Genomic DNA, 15,263 nt, shown 5'->3' with positions numbered 1-15,263 from the left:
GAAGCAAAGAGCAAGCACTCAGTATGATTAACCACTGATACCATTCGACATCAGTGGCTGAAAGACATTATGAAGCGCTACACAAGCCTGTTTGTGGAGCTGTCGGCGCTTTGTGTTTGCGAAGGACGACCATTAAGTGCACCAATAGCAAGACTCCTGTCACGCCTAATCCCACTCCGATACCAGCCCAGATACCTGCTAATTGATATGCATCCATCAACAACCATGCTGCGGGTAAACCAAACAACCAATAGCCAATCGCCGTCATCACAGTTGGCATAGAAACGATCTTCATTCCACGTAGTAAATTAATTGCAAGCAACTGCCACGCATCAACAATAAAACACAATGCCACGACCCAAATCACCGATGTCAATAACGTAGACATTCCATTAGTGCCATCATCTAGCTTAAATAGCTCTGCAATCACTTCAGGCCAAATGATGAATATACCCGATAGCACTACGCTCAATGCCGTTACTAACACGAAGCTTTGAATCGAAGTTCGTTTAATACCATCATAATTTTGCTGGCCGTAATCTCGACCAACCAAGATTGCAGCTGCTTGAGAAAAGCCAAAATTGAAGTTCCATGTGAAGCTCAAGCATTGAAGCAAAATTTGGTGCAATGCCAACGAAGCGATACTAATAGTACCGGCCATTAAAGTGCCACCGTAAATAAGCCCGTGCTCAAGCAGCGCCGCTACCGCAATAGGTAAACCCATTAACAATAATGGTGTCATCAGCTTGAACGAATACTCTTCTAAGTTAAGCCAAGGAGCAAAAGAAGAAAACTCTGCCTGTTTGAACACCCACCAGGTGTAACCCAACATCACAATAAGCGCAGCAATCGCAGTACCTAAGCCTAAACCCGTTAAGCCCATATCGAATTCAAACGTCATCACATAGCTAATTGGCACGTTTAGCACCACAGTGATGACTGACATGACAAGGATTGAGCGTACGTTACCAAACGCGCTCGTTAGGCCTCGTAGAACCAACAAAATTAAAGATGGAAGCATTACCCACTTCAGCGCATGCACATATTCCATTGCCAGTGTGATCACTTCTTGGGGCTGTTTCGCAGCTTCTAACACCATTGGCGCCATCCAGAAGCACGCCATCAAAATAGCACTCATGACAAACGACAATAACACTGCCCCTTTAACTGCTAAGCGTATTTGTTTGTTGCCGTGTTCTGGCCTAGCGACTCTCTGACCATACGCAATTGCAATTAGGTTTGCGACACAACCAACTGTCGAGCTGCCGACGATAAAAATAAAGAAGTAGATTGACGCACCTAAGCCACCAGCGGCCAGCGCAGAAACGCTAATGCGCGACATCATCCATACATCGGTTAACACCAGTGCCATGGAGATCAATTGTGAAATGATCAATGGGAATGCAAGAGAAAGAATTTTGTTCATACGAGCCTCAGTATATTTGGCTCAAAAATACGACTTATAATGATGGTGCTCAATTGATTTATCTGTCAATCTAACATTCCAAAAACTCATGCGAACACATTATGACCCCTTATTCAAATTTACCTTATTCACACAACGGATTAAGAGCGTTCGAATCTGTTGCAAGGCTGATGAGTTTTACGCTAGCAGCCGATGAGCTTAATGTCACTCAGAGCGCCGTCAGTCGTCAGGTAAAACAACTTGAGGATGAGCTGAGCGTATCCTTAGTAGTTCGGCAGCATCGAGCAATTTCACTCACGACTCAAGGTGAAGAGCTCTATCTAGTATTAAGGGACAACTACGCTTCTTTGGAGTCTTTAATTGGTTCTTGGAAAGCACCGAAACAGAAAAGAATCGTGATTAAAGCGGCGTTAAGTTTTGCTACGCGCGTGCTCATTTCAAAAGTAATGGTGCTAAACGAACGTTACCCAGACTACGAGATCGTCATCATTCCGGTGATAGAAGAAGACGAGGCACTCGAAAGCAAAGACTATGACTTATTGATTTTCCATACTCGATTGAAAAATCACTATGAAAACAAGCCAAACGTCTTCTATTTACGTGAAGAGTTTATGGCGCCCGTTTGCGCTAAAAATATCGCGTCAGATCTGCCTGACCTCGATTCTATCCTCACTATGCCAAGGCTACACCCAACACTAGACCACCATGACTGGAAAGTTTGGTTAGCCGACGTCGAATTTCCTCCTTCAACAAGGGTTCGAAATACGAGTTTCCTGTCGCTAGATTTGGCGCTCAGTGCATGCTTATCGGGCCAAGGTGCGACCGTCACCGACCTATTGTTGGTCTTACAAGAACTGGAACGTGGCTTTTTATACTGCCCTCAACACGCAAAAATTCAACGCAGCGCATGGACATACTATGGTCACCAGCGCACCCATTCAGAAGTGATTGACGATCTCATTGAATGGTTAAAGCAAGAAACGGAACAAGAAATCAACACCCTGAGACACTTAGCGAAACAATACCAGTGGTGTGGTGTGATCGATTAGTCACCCATAATCTAACAAATAATAAGCAGCTATCTTCGATTACTTTGACGTTCTCTGTAAAAACCACTAATCGGGTTTCTTTCTCACTACGAATACCATATGGTACGCACGCAGCTGGAAACCATAATCTGGCGCTACACTTCGGAGAAAGTCATGGAAAATCAACGTCTAAATGTTGCTATTGTTGGAGCAGGCTTAAACGGCCTAGCACTTGCGTTAGCGCTTAAAAAATTTGGCATCCAAGCTCGTATTTACGAAAAGGCTGAACAGCCTCGTGCAGATGGCACGGGCATCATAATGTGGCCAGAAGGCATGCAAGTTCTCGCCTCACTCGTCGGGGTGAATAAGGTGAAAGCTTCATGTAATCAGGTCCACCTCATCAATACACAAACCGCTAGCGGCCAGCTTATCAATCGTCTAGATATGGGCGACTCACCTACTCACGCTAATGCACCTATTGGGTTGTTTCATCGAAGCCGCTTGTATCAATTGTTACTAGATGAGCTAGGTGACGATATTATCATGACTAATCAGCACTGTACCGTTGAAAATAACAGCGACAACGGGAAAGCGACGATTCTGATCAACGGTGAACCACTCGAAGCGGATGTAATTGTAGGCGCTGACGGTGTGTTCTCACAGGTTCGTAAGTTTGTCGCGCCGGATGTAACGCTAAGACAACCTAACGTATATTGCTGTCGCGGTACTATTGATTACCAAGCCGACCAAATTAGTGACGACGAATGCTATGTGTTTGCTGGTGACAAATCACGTATTGTGACTTACACCTATGATCGCGAAACTCAGGGGAAATATTGGTTTGCTGCATGCTCAGTTGAACCAAATGAAACACTCAACAAAGACACGATACTATCTAAGTTCTCTCATTATTCACCATTCTTACTGGATATGATTAAAGAGACCCCTGAATCGAAAATCATGCCTTCACCGCTAACTGATATTGCTCCATTCAATAATTGGTATCGCGACAACGCAGTACTGCTGGGAGATTCATGCTGCGCAGTATTACCGACGATGGGAATCGGCTTCAGCCTAGGCATTGAAAACGCATATGTGCTAGCGCAATGTTTATCGTCGAACTTCAATCACACACAAGATGCATTCAAACGTTACCAAAAACGCACTCAGGCTCGCTCTCACAAACTACAAGAGATCACCCACCGCCTAAGTGAATTGACCTACAAAGAAGCATTCGATCCGTTGGAAGTGGCTGAGCTTTACCAGGCGTTTACCCAAGTAAATAGCGAATCCCCTTTCTAAACATTCCACCATTCAAAGCCTAAGCCAAACGCTTAGGCTTTATCACAAGTCTCATGTCGAGTATTGCCGACTAAACCAGAATACGACGATAACCAGATTCCACGCGCGGCAATTAACTACAATGGCACTCAAACTATTCGCCACTCATACTTGTGATATCTAAACGCTGACCTAAGTGTTCTTTCATAAAGTCTAAAAATACCTGAACCTTTTTAGGACGACTTTTACTTTCAGTCGCAAGCAACGCCACCATATCAGCTTCCGGAAAAGTAAAGTCTGGCAATAGATGAACCAGCTCACCCGACTCTAACTCTTTTACAACGTCCCAATGCGAGCGCCGCATCACTCCTCCGCCTGCGATACACCAATCTTTAATTACTTGCCCAACATTGCTAGATAGCGCGGCTTTAACTCTTACGCTACACGTTTGATTGGCCTGTTCATCAAGGAAGCGCCACATCGTTGCATCTTCATCATTTTCCCGAAGCACGATGCAACGATGATTGACCAAATCATTCGGATGGTTAAGTGGCGGCGCCGATTTTAAGTACTTTGGAGCGGCCAACAACATTCTTCTGTTGGATCTGAGTTTCACTCGCTTCAAATTCGAATCTTGTAGATGGCCAATATAGAGCATTAGATCTGGGCTGTTATGTGTTTGCCATTTTGGCGCGTCAGACACCTCAAGCTCTACCTTTATATGCGGGTACTGCAACTGGAACTCAGAAACAATCGGCCCGATATGCTGAATAGCCAAACCTATCGGCGAGGTAATACGGAGTAATCCCGATATTGATTCTTTAGTGGCGGATATATCCTCTTCTAGAGACATAAGTTCATTGAGTAAAACTCTTCCACGTTTGGCTAACGTTTCCCCTTCAGCAGTCAGAGAAATCGCCCTAGAACTACGCTCGACCAAAGTCGTTTCTAGCTTCTTTTCAATTAACTGTAGCCTTTGTGAAACACTAGGAGGTGTGACATCCATTTTGCGCGCTGCGGCGGCTAACGACTTACTCGACGCAACATTAACGAAAAATTCAATCTCTTGAGAGGTAAGCATTAAGTTTTACCTAAATGATAGAGTAACTTTCCGTTAATTTAACTACATACACATCAATGTTACAAATACGCTCAATTGTTTTATTGAGTAGGAATACAAGAATGGAAAGTTTGTTTGGGTCAGCATTAGGTAGCGAGTTATTAATCATGCTGTTTTGTATCTCGATCATTGCGGGCGCTGTAGATGCGATTGCAGGTGGTGGTGGGCTGATCACCGTCCCTAGCCTTATGCTATCGGGAATGTCACCTATGACGGTTCTAGGTACTAACCGACTGCAAGCCGTGATTGGTGAACTTACAACTTCAATTACCTTCTTCCTCACCAAGCAGATGAATACTCAAGGTTTACTTATTGGGTTGGCTTTTACTGCAATAGGCGCCTCTGTCGGTGCTTTCTCGGTAAACCTACTCGACAAAGAAGTACTGGAAGTCTTGTTACCAATTTTGATGGTGGCAATAACGGTATATTCAATATTCTCTAAACGATTGAAAAGCACCTCAGCATCAGAAGCCACACTGTCTGTTAAGCAGTTCATGATTTTCGGTGGGTTAAGTATCGGATTTTACAATGGGTTCTTCGGGCCTGGTACTGGATCTATCTGGATGGTCGCATTTGTCGCCTTACTTGGCTACACAGCCAAACAAGCCACCATTATGACGAAGCCACTCAATCTAATGGGCAATATCGCTTCGTTGTTATTGTTTATGTCAGTCGGCCATGTGAATTATGCAGTGGGATTAATCATGGGGCTGGGGCAAATCATTGGGTCTTTGGTTGGCAGCAAAATGGTAATTTCAAAAGGCGATACTTTAGTCCGACCAATATTCATCTCAGTAACGGTCGTGATGACAGGTAAACTACTGTACGAACAAATCGGTCACTACAGCTTTATTTCATAAGTCCTTACGCTTAAGAATACTGATTAGATCAACTTAAATTACGTATTAACGCTGTTGGCACCTAAACAGCTCAGCATTCGTTTTTACGAAACGCAGTTTTGGGCATGAAAAATCCAGCGATTAAAACAATCGCTGGAAACCTGTTTTAACCCGTTTATTAAAGACAGATTTAGTATTCCTCAGAAACAATTAGCTCATCACTAAAACCGATGACAACAAAAGCCACTGAATGATGTTCGTGACGAGAGCCTACAGAACAAATTTCCATTGAGCCTGAACCACATGTAACCTCGGGGTATTGCCTACTGAAAGAACTTTCGTCCTCTTCGTTAGGCACAATCTCCCACCCTTTAGCTAAAAAAGAATCATGCTTCACCGCATCGTAGGATTTACCTTTAAACTGAGAAAAATCTAACTCATCAGCAACGGCAGAAGCGGTTATAGCAACAACCAAGGCTAAAACGATACCAAGCTGAACTTTCAAGCTACATGCCCTTATTATCGATACACCCTGACGCCGTTTTAAGAGCTAGCAACACTACAATACAACTCAAAATTACCTGAACTTTGATTTTTCGCTGCTACGCCAGTACTGAAAGCGCGTTTCGAACGCTTTGCTAAATTCCCTTTTGTACAACATTTTTCCCGCCAAACTTAGTGACGAAGAAGTAGTACAGTTTTCTTAGCTTAAAATCACCTAGCATCTCAAGAAACAGCAAGTCTATTTCGGCTTTAGATATTGGTACTGTATCTAGATATTGATATAAGGCATCATGGACTAAAGACGCATCGTAAGTATACGGTTTCATTGTTCTATAGTTTACGTGTCCGTCTGGGACACCAAGAATAAATAAATTTAGAACGCTCACCTTGGGCGTGCAACCATCCCAACTATAACCATTTTCGTTTGCCTTTACCGTCACTAACCCATCGATTGAAATTCTTAACCACTTGGAGTCAAAAGGTTCTTCAAGCTTCCATTCCGTTTGATAGTCAAAGTCATCAGATATTTTGAATATATACGGAAAGTTTCCGCTTCTAACGATTTCTCTTGGTTTTGGCCAATGTTCCATTTTTGACTCCTCTTATACCAATTAAAATTTAACGCTAAATTAAAGTGTGGATAACGCTACCGCTACCGCTACCGCTACCGCTACCTAAGTCAAATACTATATTCACTTGAAGTCAAAGCGCCACGCGTTGTGAATCACTCTTAGTTTTATTGTTAGCTTTTCAATCTATCGATAATCTCAGTGTTGGATAATGGAATTCCGATGCCACTATTTACCATGTATCCAAATGATTCATCATGACAACCTTGATCATATGAATCGATGCACTCTTTAGCCAATAATAAATGGTAGTCGCGTTGATATGCATCGATAGCGGTGACTCTCACGCAGGCATGAGTATTGACACCTGCAATTACAATTTCATTAGGTGATATTTCATTTATGATGTTATCAAGGTCTGTTTCAAAGAAAGCGCTATAGCGCTTTTTGATAACTTCATGCTCTTCCGGATGTCGAGACAATTCACTTAATAGTTCGCAGCCAGTAGTACCTTCAATAGTCCATTTTTCACTCGATTGCCGTAACGCTAAATAGGTATCTGACAAGTCCTCTTTAAAAACTTGGCGCACCCAAATAATCTTCTGACTTTCTCGACGAAATGCGTGTACCAACTCGTTCAATGAGCGAGTAAATTCCGTTCTTTTTTCAGCGAGTCTACCTTGCTGGAAAAAGTCCTCTTGCATATCAATAACTAGTAGCAATTTGGTCACGATAACCTCCCTGAAACGCTAACACCATATTAAGGCTCGAAAGACGCCATCCCCTTGAACCAAATTATTGTGATATACGCACTTAACGAAAACTGTGACACCAAGCAGTTTAAGCCCCTATTTATGGGCTTGTAGCCCCAGAGGAATGACAAACTCAAGAACGCTACTTTTGGTTCGTATTCCTCAGGCCTAAACACTTTATCCTAGTTATCGACACTTCACTCCCCCTTTACAACATTTCGTCGCAAAGAAACCCCGGCACCCATAACTACATTTATTATTCTCTGTATCAGATGAAAGAAAAGGACCGTAAAATGGATAAAACAATGCACACGACCAATCAGCAAGAACAAGTAATAGCTCAAGTTCAAAAGATAAAAGAGTTTTACGCGCACTTAACCAAATACCTATCGGTAATATGCCTATTATTTGTCATTAATTTCGTAACTGGCACTGAGGAAGTTTGGGCTATTTATCCAGCTTTAGGCTGGGGAATGTTTGTGGTTTCACATGCAATCAATGCATTTGAGATATTTAACTTTTTAGGGAATGACTGGGAGAAAAAAGAAGTGGAAAAGCGTTTAACTAAGCTACGTAAATGAACCGACACATACAAATTGGTGGTTTAAGCATTTATTCCACCAATTTACAGAATCAGAGACTAGAGTCCCAGCTTCCTATAATTCCTCGGCATCAGCAATCGCAAAAAATCGATGGTGATTCTTTAGAAAGCTAACGCATAGTAAAAATACCACTCGTGTCGAATCACTCTTGAACAATTTGTCATGTGTGTACTGACTGGTACACATTATTGTCTATTTTCGCCCCCGCAAATTCAAAGCTAAGAAGCCCAACCTTCTTAAAACCCAGATGTTCATAAAAACCGTTGGATTCATTTTCAACCCAAGTGTAAAGCCAATACCTCTTACCAAACCGGCTCTCCACTTCGTCTAAAAGCTTTCGACCTAAACCCCGCCCCTTTAAAGTTTGATCCACATAGAGCTTTTCGATCTCAAAACCACTCAATGGTGACTCATAATAAGATTCTAAATTGAGCAAAACATAACCTTGAAGCGCTTGATTCTCTTCACTTACTAACAAACGGAATTGGGGAGTATTTAATAACTCGGCAAAATAGGCTTGGGTAAAAGTAGACAAAACATATTGAGCGTATTCATCTTTAATTCCGTCTGTCGCATACGTGTCCAACCAGACTTTTATAGACAATGCTGCTAGTTTCATGCAGTCGTCCTTTTTTGCTTCCCGGATCATATTTCCTCCAACTACATAACGCCCAATCAAGTGTGAACAACGCTGACACCTTACCTAACCCATTATGCTATAAGCACTAAACTGACTTGGGTTTAAGGCACCGAGCGTTGCGAATCACTTTTAAATTTCTTGTTTTTTGTTCACTTGTACAAGCTTAATCTTGATACTATTGCCTAAAGAGTTAGATTCATTGGCTTCTGCATTTAACCCAATCCCAAAGAACTCGATGTTAATTCCGCCTGATTTATCAGTTGAAATGCTCATCCCCATTTCAACTACGAGCGATTTTAAGTCAGTATCTTGATTTTTGGAGATTACTTTTACCGCTTCAGCCAAGTGCGAAACAATATATACAATATCTTCATCTACCTTTTTTTCCCCAAGCACCTTAGTTGTAGGTTCAACTGTAAAAGCCAGCCTCACTATATTAGATGAGTTACTTTTCAAGTTACCGGAACTAACCACTTCAAAACCGCCGCCAACAGATTTCGTTCCATGAGCTATCAGAGTAATAGTTGCTTCATCAATTTCCAGCTCTGTTTCCCCTGACAATTGCTTATTGATATTACTCAATAGACTCGATATCTCTTCGAGTGATTGTTGTACTGTTGCCGCTGTCTGGTCTGGCTTCCCTAAGCTGCTACAACCAACAAAAAGCAACACCACAGTAAATAAAATAATCTTTCTCATAACCCCTCCTTGAGTCATAACGCCAAAATAACGCACCCCAAACTGTGGCATATACTTTTGCTAGGCCATAATGACACGCGCTTGGGGTCACCGTTAAGCACCTAGTTAGGGCGTATATCCAGAAATGTCCCCAACGACATCGTATACATGCAGTTTACTATCTTTACTCAGGTCCCCAGGGTTCGAACCAGGCTCATGTTCAGGGACCTCCATTCCAAAATACCGATAGTACGAAATCCATTGAGCATGTACTTCTCCTGTTTCAAGATCCCTAAAGCTCATAGGACTTTCAGGAAAAAACTCCACACCACTATTTGCATGCTTGAACATATCTACAACTAGCTCACTACAATAAAGTGAAGACTCACCAGTTAGATATAGATGGTCATATGGTAGATTTTTTTGTCGCAAACCATAATCGAGCGCACTAGGAATAAGGTGCATAAACTCACTTTTTAACCTGCCAAGCATATAACGAGCATTGCCATTACTGTCAGCCGAGCGCCTTATATGTGTATCGATATTGGTCAGTTTGACTTCTGGGTAATATGCTTCCAAAACATAGATACCAAAATGATTCTCGATAATAACACCGACATGATTAACTCGGGCACCTTTGTACCCCTCTGTTACAGAAGATATAGCATTTGTCGAACTCCCTATTTGGGAAAAGATCAAATCTCCAGCTTTCATAACCAGTTCCTTCTATCGTGTAAGCCCTAATTCCTTGTTAAGGTGATATACAGAAGCTTCCGTATATCACCTTAACCACTTAAACCAACGCATACTAAAAATGCCACGCGTGCCGAATCACTCTTGAACAAATTGTTACGTGCGCACTCAAACCTAGTTAGTACCAACTTCTCAGATAGTTTGTACGCTCCTTGGTCATTTCAATTTCACACTCCATTCGAGCCTCATTTCGCTGTTTCCCCCCACTATTGAGTACGTAAAATGCATCACAATTGGACTCTTTGAACTTGAGCCAACTTCGCTGACTGCTGAGTAAGCTTTGCTTAAGGTCAACTGAATCCACAAGGGTTCCGTCAGACAAGTCTCCTGAATTGATACGACTCATTATATTTCTATAAACATCATTCAACTCTTTATCTGCCGACTCAAAATCCGCCTGAAGCTCGCACAAAGGGCCAAATAATAGACAATCTTCAGCGTTACTCTCCGCAGACAATGAGAACGATGAACAACAAAGGATTAAAACCAACAATCTACGCACTTAACCACTCCTACTCATTAGCACATCATGCTCCCTTAAAGCATGAGTAACGCAATACCAAAGCCAACGTATAGTAAAAATGCCATGCGTTGCGAATCAGATTAAATTTATTATTGGGTGCTTTGTTGCTTACTTTTTTGAAACTTACCAATAGCTCTATGGGCTATGTAAGTCAATAATGTTGCCAAAGCTATATACAGCCCCCAATGTAACGGTTGTTGCAGACTCGAAAACAACATGTCTATCGAGAATAGAGGCACTAATACACAAGCTACTACCAAAACGGCATTTCCTGTCGTTGCGCTAGATTCACTACCACAATTTAGACAGACATAATTTTTCCAACGACTAATTTTCAATGCATTGAAGTAGCTAACTCTCACACCGCAATATGGACACTTCATATTATCTCCTTGAATTGGTGCTCCATTAACTGACACCTAACGCCTGCTTAAGCGGCTGCCAATGCACAACATTTAAACAGACCACCGTAATCACATAAGCCGAACCAAAACACAAAAAGTTGGCAGCCCGACTTTAAGCACTTGTTATGTGAATGTTTCGTCCTTACTCAAACCAATAAGGTGCCTACTATACTCTCTAACATACTTAACTATATCCAAATGAGCATTCCATTCCTTACTTCTTTGTTTCCCATGCAATATGATTTCTGGAGAGAGATGTTCAAACTGAGCGCTATTATCACTAATAACTAAGCTAAAAGAATCTGCATGAATAATCTTATTGAATGCCTCTCGAAGATTGAGTGGACTGGAGGTCCCATCAACCTCTATGCTCCCACAGTAATTCGAAGTCTTCGACAATAGAAATGACTCCCTATCATCGATTACTCGACCGATAGCGGTTGTACTGATGAGCAGCCTAGTAATTTCAGGTTCGCCTAGTGAAGCAAGTGACCAAAGAGGATCTTTTTCATTTTCTAGTGCTTCTGCATATTTGGCATCTGCAAGAAAGAGCGATATAAGATGAAATAAGTCCGACTTGATATTTCCCATATCAAAAGCCCACCTTGATCTTCCTCGTTTTTTGAAATCACTACTGTCAAAATATACCCTCTTTCACATAACAGCTATTAGACTAAAAATTTCTATATTTAAATGCTGAATTTTTCTATCTAGTTCTTTGTTGTCACAACTTTACTGGAAATGTTTATTTATAAACAGTGAGTTATCAACATGCCTCAGCTGTTAAGCTCAAAGATATAGAATTATTCTGTATAGATTTACTAAAAAGCTAGCACATATACCAATGGCTAGAGACTCGATAGTTCTGGTTTGGTGAACATACCATGGCGATATATCGATGAGTCTTAGCCTTAACGTGAAGTAAGGCATAAACGAGTTAACGTATTCTCGATTAACTAACATTTAGAACAAAAAAAGCGAGCCAGTTAGGCTCGCTTTTCACTCTCAACATTTGGGTTCTATTACAGAAGCTCTACCGATTGCTGTGCAATCACGAATTCTTCATTCGTTGGGATAACCATTGCTACCGCGTTTAGTAGCTCTGACTTAGCGATGATACCTGAATTACCGAATCGTGCGTCTTCATTACCCTGCTCATCTTCAACAAAACCTAACAGCTTAAGATTTTTCAAGATTTCACTACGAATTGGCAATGAGTTTTCACCAATACCACCGGTGAAGATGATTGCATCTAAGCTGCCCATTGGGATCATGTAAGAGCCAATGTATTTAGCCACGCGGTAGGTAAACACTTCAAATGCTAGCTTCGCACCTTCGTGACCATTTTCCATCGCTTCTAGAATGCCGCGAGCGTCAGACGTTAGGCCAGAAACCCCAAGGAAACCTGACTTCTTGTTCAGAGTTTCGAATACTTTCTCTTGGCTCCAGCCTTTCTTCATCAAGAACTCGATGATACCTGGGTCAAGGTCGCCAGAACGCGTACCCATCATCAAACCAGCAAGTGGCGTAAAGCCCATAGAAGTATCAACTGACTTGCCGTTTTCGATAGCACATACCGAAGCACCGTTACCAAGGTGAACAGAGATGAAGTTTGCTTCGTCTACATTCTTGTTGAGCATCTTCGCGGCTTCACGGCTTACGAAGTAATGGCTAGTACCGTGGAAGCCGTAACGACGAATGCCGTATTCCTTATACAATTCATTTGAAATTGCGCCTGTGAAGGCTTTCTGAGGCATTGTTTGGTGGAAAGCAGTGTCAAATACAGCAAACTGTGGAAGGCTCGGGAAAGCCTGCATAGCGGCTTCAATACCTTTAGCACCTGCTGGGTTATGTAGGGGAGCAAGATCAGAAAGGTTTTCAATCTCAGCAAGTACTTCGTTATCAATACGTACAGTAGAAGTGAACTTCTCACCACCATGTACAATACGGTGGCCGACTGCCACCAATTCATCCGTAAACCCTAGTGTATCCATTAATCTAACAATGCGGTTGATCGCATGTTGATGATGATTGTCTGGTGCATCAATCGCTTCTTCTGTTTTTTCACCGTTATATTTCCAGCTTATAACTGCTTCTGGCATGCCAAAGCACTCGCCTAAGCCACTGACCACAGCGTCGCCAGTTTTTGAATCAATAACAGCAAATTTTAGAGAAGAGCTACCTGAGTTGATAACCAGTACAAACGAATTAGACATTGGATATGAGTCCTATTTCAGTACGAATAAAGAAGCTTTCTGCTTCATTTTTTTAGTACCCCCATTATTCAATAATTTTTTAATCTTTCAACTTTTGTTTTAACTAATTGGTTAATCTATGACAATTTGATTGATCTTTATCAACGATTCATTTTATTCGAGCGCGAAATTAATCGATAACCACAATTTGTGTGTAACAACCCTAGCAACGCCTATACTTACAAATGTCACAATAAGTGATTCAAAGCACATAATTGTGTGGTACTTATAGATTTACAGTACAGCAAACCCTTACTATCCCGTCCCTCACAGATAAGGACTTATTGTATTTTGCCTATAGTTGCCTCAGCTCTCGTCAGCATTGGAATCATCGTACTTAGCTTAGGGTTAATCCAAGCTCATAATATTTGCCGGATCACTCAGAATAATGGGTGGAAACTGCTCTCAACTTTGATTGTGGGGTTCATCATCGGTTATGGGTATTTTCTTAGCGAATTAATCGTGATGACCAAACTCACCGGTCTGATGCTCGGTGTGTCGCTGATCCTGTTTGGCGGCAGTATCTTTGTCATCATTGTGGTGAGGTATAGCCTCATCTCGATCTCTGATCTGAACAATTTCGCACTGGAAGAGCAATTTAACGCTTTGCATGACTCACTCACCCAATTGCCAAATCGAAAATATTGTTTAAAAGAGATCGATAAGCGCATCAGTAAAGGGGATGGGTTTTCTGTCTTGTTATTTGATGTCGTGAACTTTAAGCAGGTAAATGATGCTTTAGGGCATGGTTGTGGTGATGAACTATTGATACAAATTTCAAAGCGAATTTCTCGTGTCATCAAATCAGATGAGACTTTGGCTCGTATCGGTGGTGATGAGTTCGTGATCATTACCAATCGCCACTCAACCTTTCAAGTAAAGCAACTGGTGAACTTCATTGAGCTCACATTAAAAGAACAATTTTTCGTCAATAATTTTGAGGTGTCGACTAGTGTTGTATTCGGTTCGAGCCAATTCCCAGAAGACGCCACGTCTACATCCGAATTGATCGACTTTGCCGATGTGGGGATGTATCACGCCAAAAACAGTGGCCAAATGCTCAGCCACTACCACAGTGACATGACTAAATCTGCTAGATTCAACCTGTCTATCTCCAGCCGCATTCAGCATGCCATTGACCACGATGAATTTGAGCTTCACTATCAGCCAATCGTATCTCCTACCACTAACCGCGTGATTGAGCTTGAAGCACTGATCCGTTGGCAACTGGACGATGAAACTTACGTACCACCAGCCAAATTTATCCCGATCGCGGAGCAAAGCAACAAGATCAATGATGTCACTATTTGGGTTCTGAATCGCTTATGTAAAGATCTTACCGAATTGGCTAAACAAGACGTTCGGATTCCAATTCATTTCAATTTGTCAGCAAAAGATGTCATCGGTAACAAGCTATACAAGGAACTCGCAACGATCGCTGCCGATAACCCGTTGTTCACTCAACTCATTGTCGTAGAGATAACAGAAACTGCCGCGATAAGTAGCATCCCGAACTGCCATGAACGGTTAGAACGCATCCAACGTTTGGGGTACAAAATTAGCCTAGATGATTTCGGTACAGGTTACTCGTCGCTATCTTTATTGAGAGATTTACCAATCGATCAAATAAAGATCGACCGTAACTTCATACAAAATATCACGTCAAACCGTAAGAATAGGACGATCGTCGAAACTGCCGTCAACTTGGCTCATGGCCTTGGTTACTCAATTGTGGCCGAAGGTGTAGAAGACGAAGATATACTGCAATCGTTAACTGCGTTGAATTGCGATTTAATCCAAGGCTTTTATTACTGTGAGCCCTCTCCTCTCGAAGACACGCTGCTATGGACAAAGAACTTTCACCTCAAAAGTGCGGTTTCATAGAACGC

16 protein-coding genes are annotated in these 15,263 nt (G+C 41.9%); 5 read left to right on the top strand and 11 right to left on the bottom strand.

Features of this window, described 5'->3' with window-relative positions:
• Window positions 1–67: 67 nt before the first annotated feature.
• On the bottom strand, window positions 68–1,426 hold the full coding sequence (locus ELZ11_RS10515; protein ID WP_137357360.1) for an MATE family efflux transporter: 1,359 nt from the start codon (window positions 1,424–1,426) through the stop codon (window positions 68–70).
• Between the two features lie 101 nt (window positions 1,427–1,527).
• Between ELZ11_RS10515 and ELZ11_RS10510 the strand changes: the two genes are divergently transcribed.
• Both ELZ11_RS10510 and ELZ11_RS10505 read left to right on the top strand, forming a co-directional pair.
• Entirely contained in the window at window positions 1,528–2,475 is a 948-nt protein-coding gene (locus ELZ11_RS10510; protein WP_137357359.1) for a LysR family transcriptional regulator, read from the top strand.
• A gap of 153 nt (window positions 2,476–2,628) precedes the next feature.
• Window positions 2,629–3,756, top strand: a complete 1,128-nt coding sequence (locus ELZ11_RS10505) for an FAD-dependent monooxygenase (protein ID WP_137357358.1) — start codon at window positions 2,629–2,631, stop codon at window positions 3,754–3,756.
• Window positions 3,757–3,889: 133 nt separating this feature from the next.
• On the opposite strand, the gene ELZ11_RS10500 is transcribed toward ELZ11_RS10505, so the two are convergent.
• On the bottom strand, window positions 3,890–4,816 hold the full coding sequence (locus ELZ11_RS10500) for a LysR substrate-binding domain-containing protein (protein WP_137357357.1): 927 nt from the start codon (window positions 4,814–4,816) through the stop codon (window positions 3,890–3,892).
• Window positions 4,817–4,917: 101 nt separating this feature from the next.
• Here ELZ11_RS10500 and ELZ11_RS10495 point away from each other — a divergent pair, with 101 nt between their 5' ends.
• Window positions 4,918–5,715 (top strand): TSUP family transporter, encoded by a 798-nt coding sequence (locus tag ELZ11_RS10495; protein WP_137357356.1) that lies wholly within the window; start codon window positions 4,918–4,920, stop codon window positions 5,713–5,715.
• A gap of 169 nt (window positions 5,716–5,884) precedes the next feature.
• Here ELZ11_RS10495 and ELZ11_RS10490 read toward each other — a convergent pair whose 3' ends face one another.
• From ELZ11_RS10490 to ELZ11_RS10480, 3 genes are all read right to left on the bottom strand, one after another.
• Entirely contained in the window at window positions 5,885–6,199 is a 315-nt protein-coding gene (locus tag ELZ11_RS10490; protein ID WP_137357355.1) for a hypothetical protein, read from the bottom strand.
• Window positions 6,200–6,332: 133 nt separating this feature from the next.
• Window positions 6,333–6,788, bottom strand: coding sequence for a hypothetical protein (locus ELZ11_RS10485; protein WP_137357354.1), 456 nt, complete (start codon window positions 6,786–6,788; stop codon window positions 6,333–6,335).
• A 152-nt stretch (window positions 6,789–6,940) separates the two neighbouring features.
• On the bottom strand, window positions 6,941–7,498 hold the full coding sequence (locus ELZ11_RS10480) for a cysteine hydrolase family protein (RefSeq protein WP_137357353.1): 558 nt from the start codon (window positions 7,496–7,498) through the stop codon (window positions 6,941–6,943).
• 314 nt (window positions 7,499–7,812) lie between these two features.
• On the opposite strand from ELZ11_RS10480, the gene ELZ11_RS10475 reads away from it, so the two are divergent.
• The gene (locus ELZ11_RS10475) at window positions 7,813–8,100 is read left to right on the top strand and encodes a 2TM domain-containing protein (protein WP_244291643.1); all 288 of its coding nucleotides are present in this window, start codon (window positions 7,813–7,815) and stop codon (window positions 8,098–8,100) included.
• A 181-nt stretch (window positions 8,101–8,281) separates the two neighbouring features.
• Here ELZ11_RS10475 and ELZ11_RS10470 read toward each other — a convergent pair whose 3' ends face one another.
• The 6 genes from ELZ11_RS10470 to ELZ11_RS10440 form a co-directional block, all read right to left on the bottom strand.
• Window positions 8,282–8,740: a GNAT family N-acetyltransferase gene (locus tag ELZ11_RS10470; RefSeq protein WP_244291642.1), complete on the bottom strand. Its 459-nt coding sequence runs from the start codon at window positions 8,738–8,740 to the stop codon at window positions 8,282–8,284.
• Between the two features lie 150 nt (window positions 8,741–8,890).
• Window positions 8,891–9,460: a hypothetical protein gene (locus tag ELZ11_RS10465; protein WP_137357351.1), complete on the bottom strand. Its 570-nt coding sequence runs from the start codon at window positions 9,458–9,460 to the stop codon at window positions 8,891–8,893.
• A 105-nt stretch (window positions 9,461–9,565) separates the two neighbouring features.
• Window positions 9,566–10,153 carry a YiiX/YebB-like N1pC/P60 family cysteine hydrolase gene (locus ELZ11_RS10460; protein ID WP_137357350.1) on the bottom strand — a complete coding sequence of 196 codons (588 nt, stop codon included), beginning with the start codon at window positions 10,151–10,153 and terminating at the stop codon, window positions 9,566–9,568.
• A gap of 157 nt (window positions 10,154–10,310) precedes the next feature.
• Window positions 10,311–10,694: a lysozyme inhibitor LprI family protein gene (locus ELZ11_RS10455; RefSeq protein ID WP_137357349.1), complete on the bottom strand. Its 384-nt coding sequence runs from the start codon at window positions 10,692–10,694 to the stop codon at window positions 10,311–10,313.
• 548 nt (window positions 10,695–11,242) lie between these two features.
• Window positions 11,243–11,710, bottom strand: coding sequence for a hypothetical protein (locus tag ELZ11_RS10445; RefSeq protein ID WP_137357348.1), 468 nt, complete (start codon window positions 11,708–11,710; stop codon window positions 11,243–11,245).
• A 431-nt stretch (window positions 11,711–12,141) separates the two neighbouring features.
• Window positions 12,142–13,335 (bottom strand): acetate/propionate family kinase, encoded by a 1,194-nt coding sequence (locus ELZ11_RS10440; RefSeq protein WP_137357347.1) that lies wholly within the window; start codon window positions 13,333–13,335, stop codon window positions 12,142–12,144.
• A gap of 330 nt (window positions 13,336–13,665) precedes the next feature.
• Between ELZ11_RS10440 and ELZ11_RS10435 the strand changes: the two genes are divergently transcribed.
• Window positions 13,666–15,258, top strand: a complete 1,593-nt coding sequence (locus ELZ11_RS10435; protein WP_137357346.1) for a putative bifunctional diguanylate cyclase/phosphodiesterase — start codon at window positions 13,666–13,668, stop codon at window positions 15,256–15,258.
• Window positions 15,259–15,263 lie beyond the last annotated feature (5 nt).

It is taken from the genome of Vibrio profundi, from assembly GCF_005281835.1.
Classification (GTDB): Bacteria; Pseudomonadota; Gammaproteobacteria; order Enterobacterales; family Vibrionaceae; genus Vibrio; species Vibrio profundi.
Note: the sequence above shows the minus strand (reverse complement) of the source record. Positions and strands in the feature narration are given on the sequence as shown.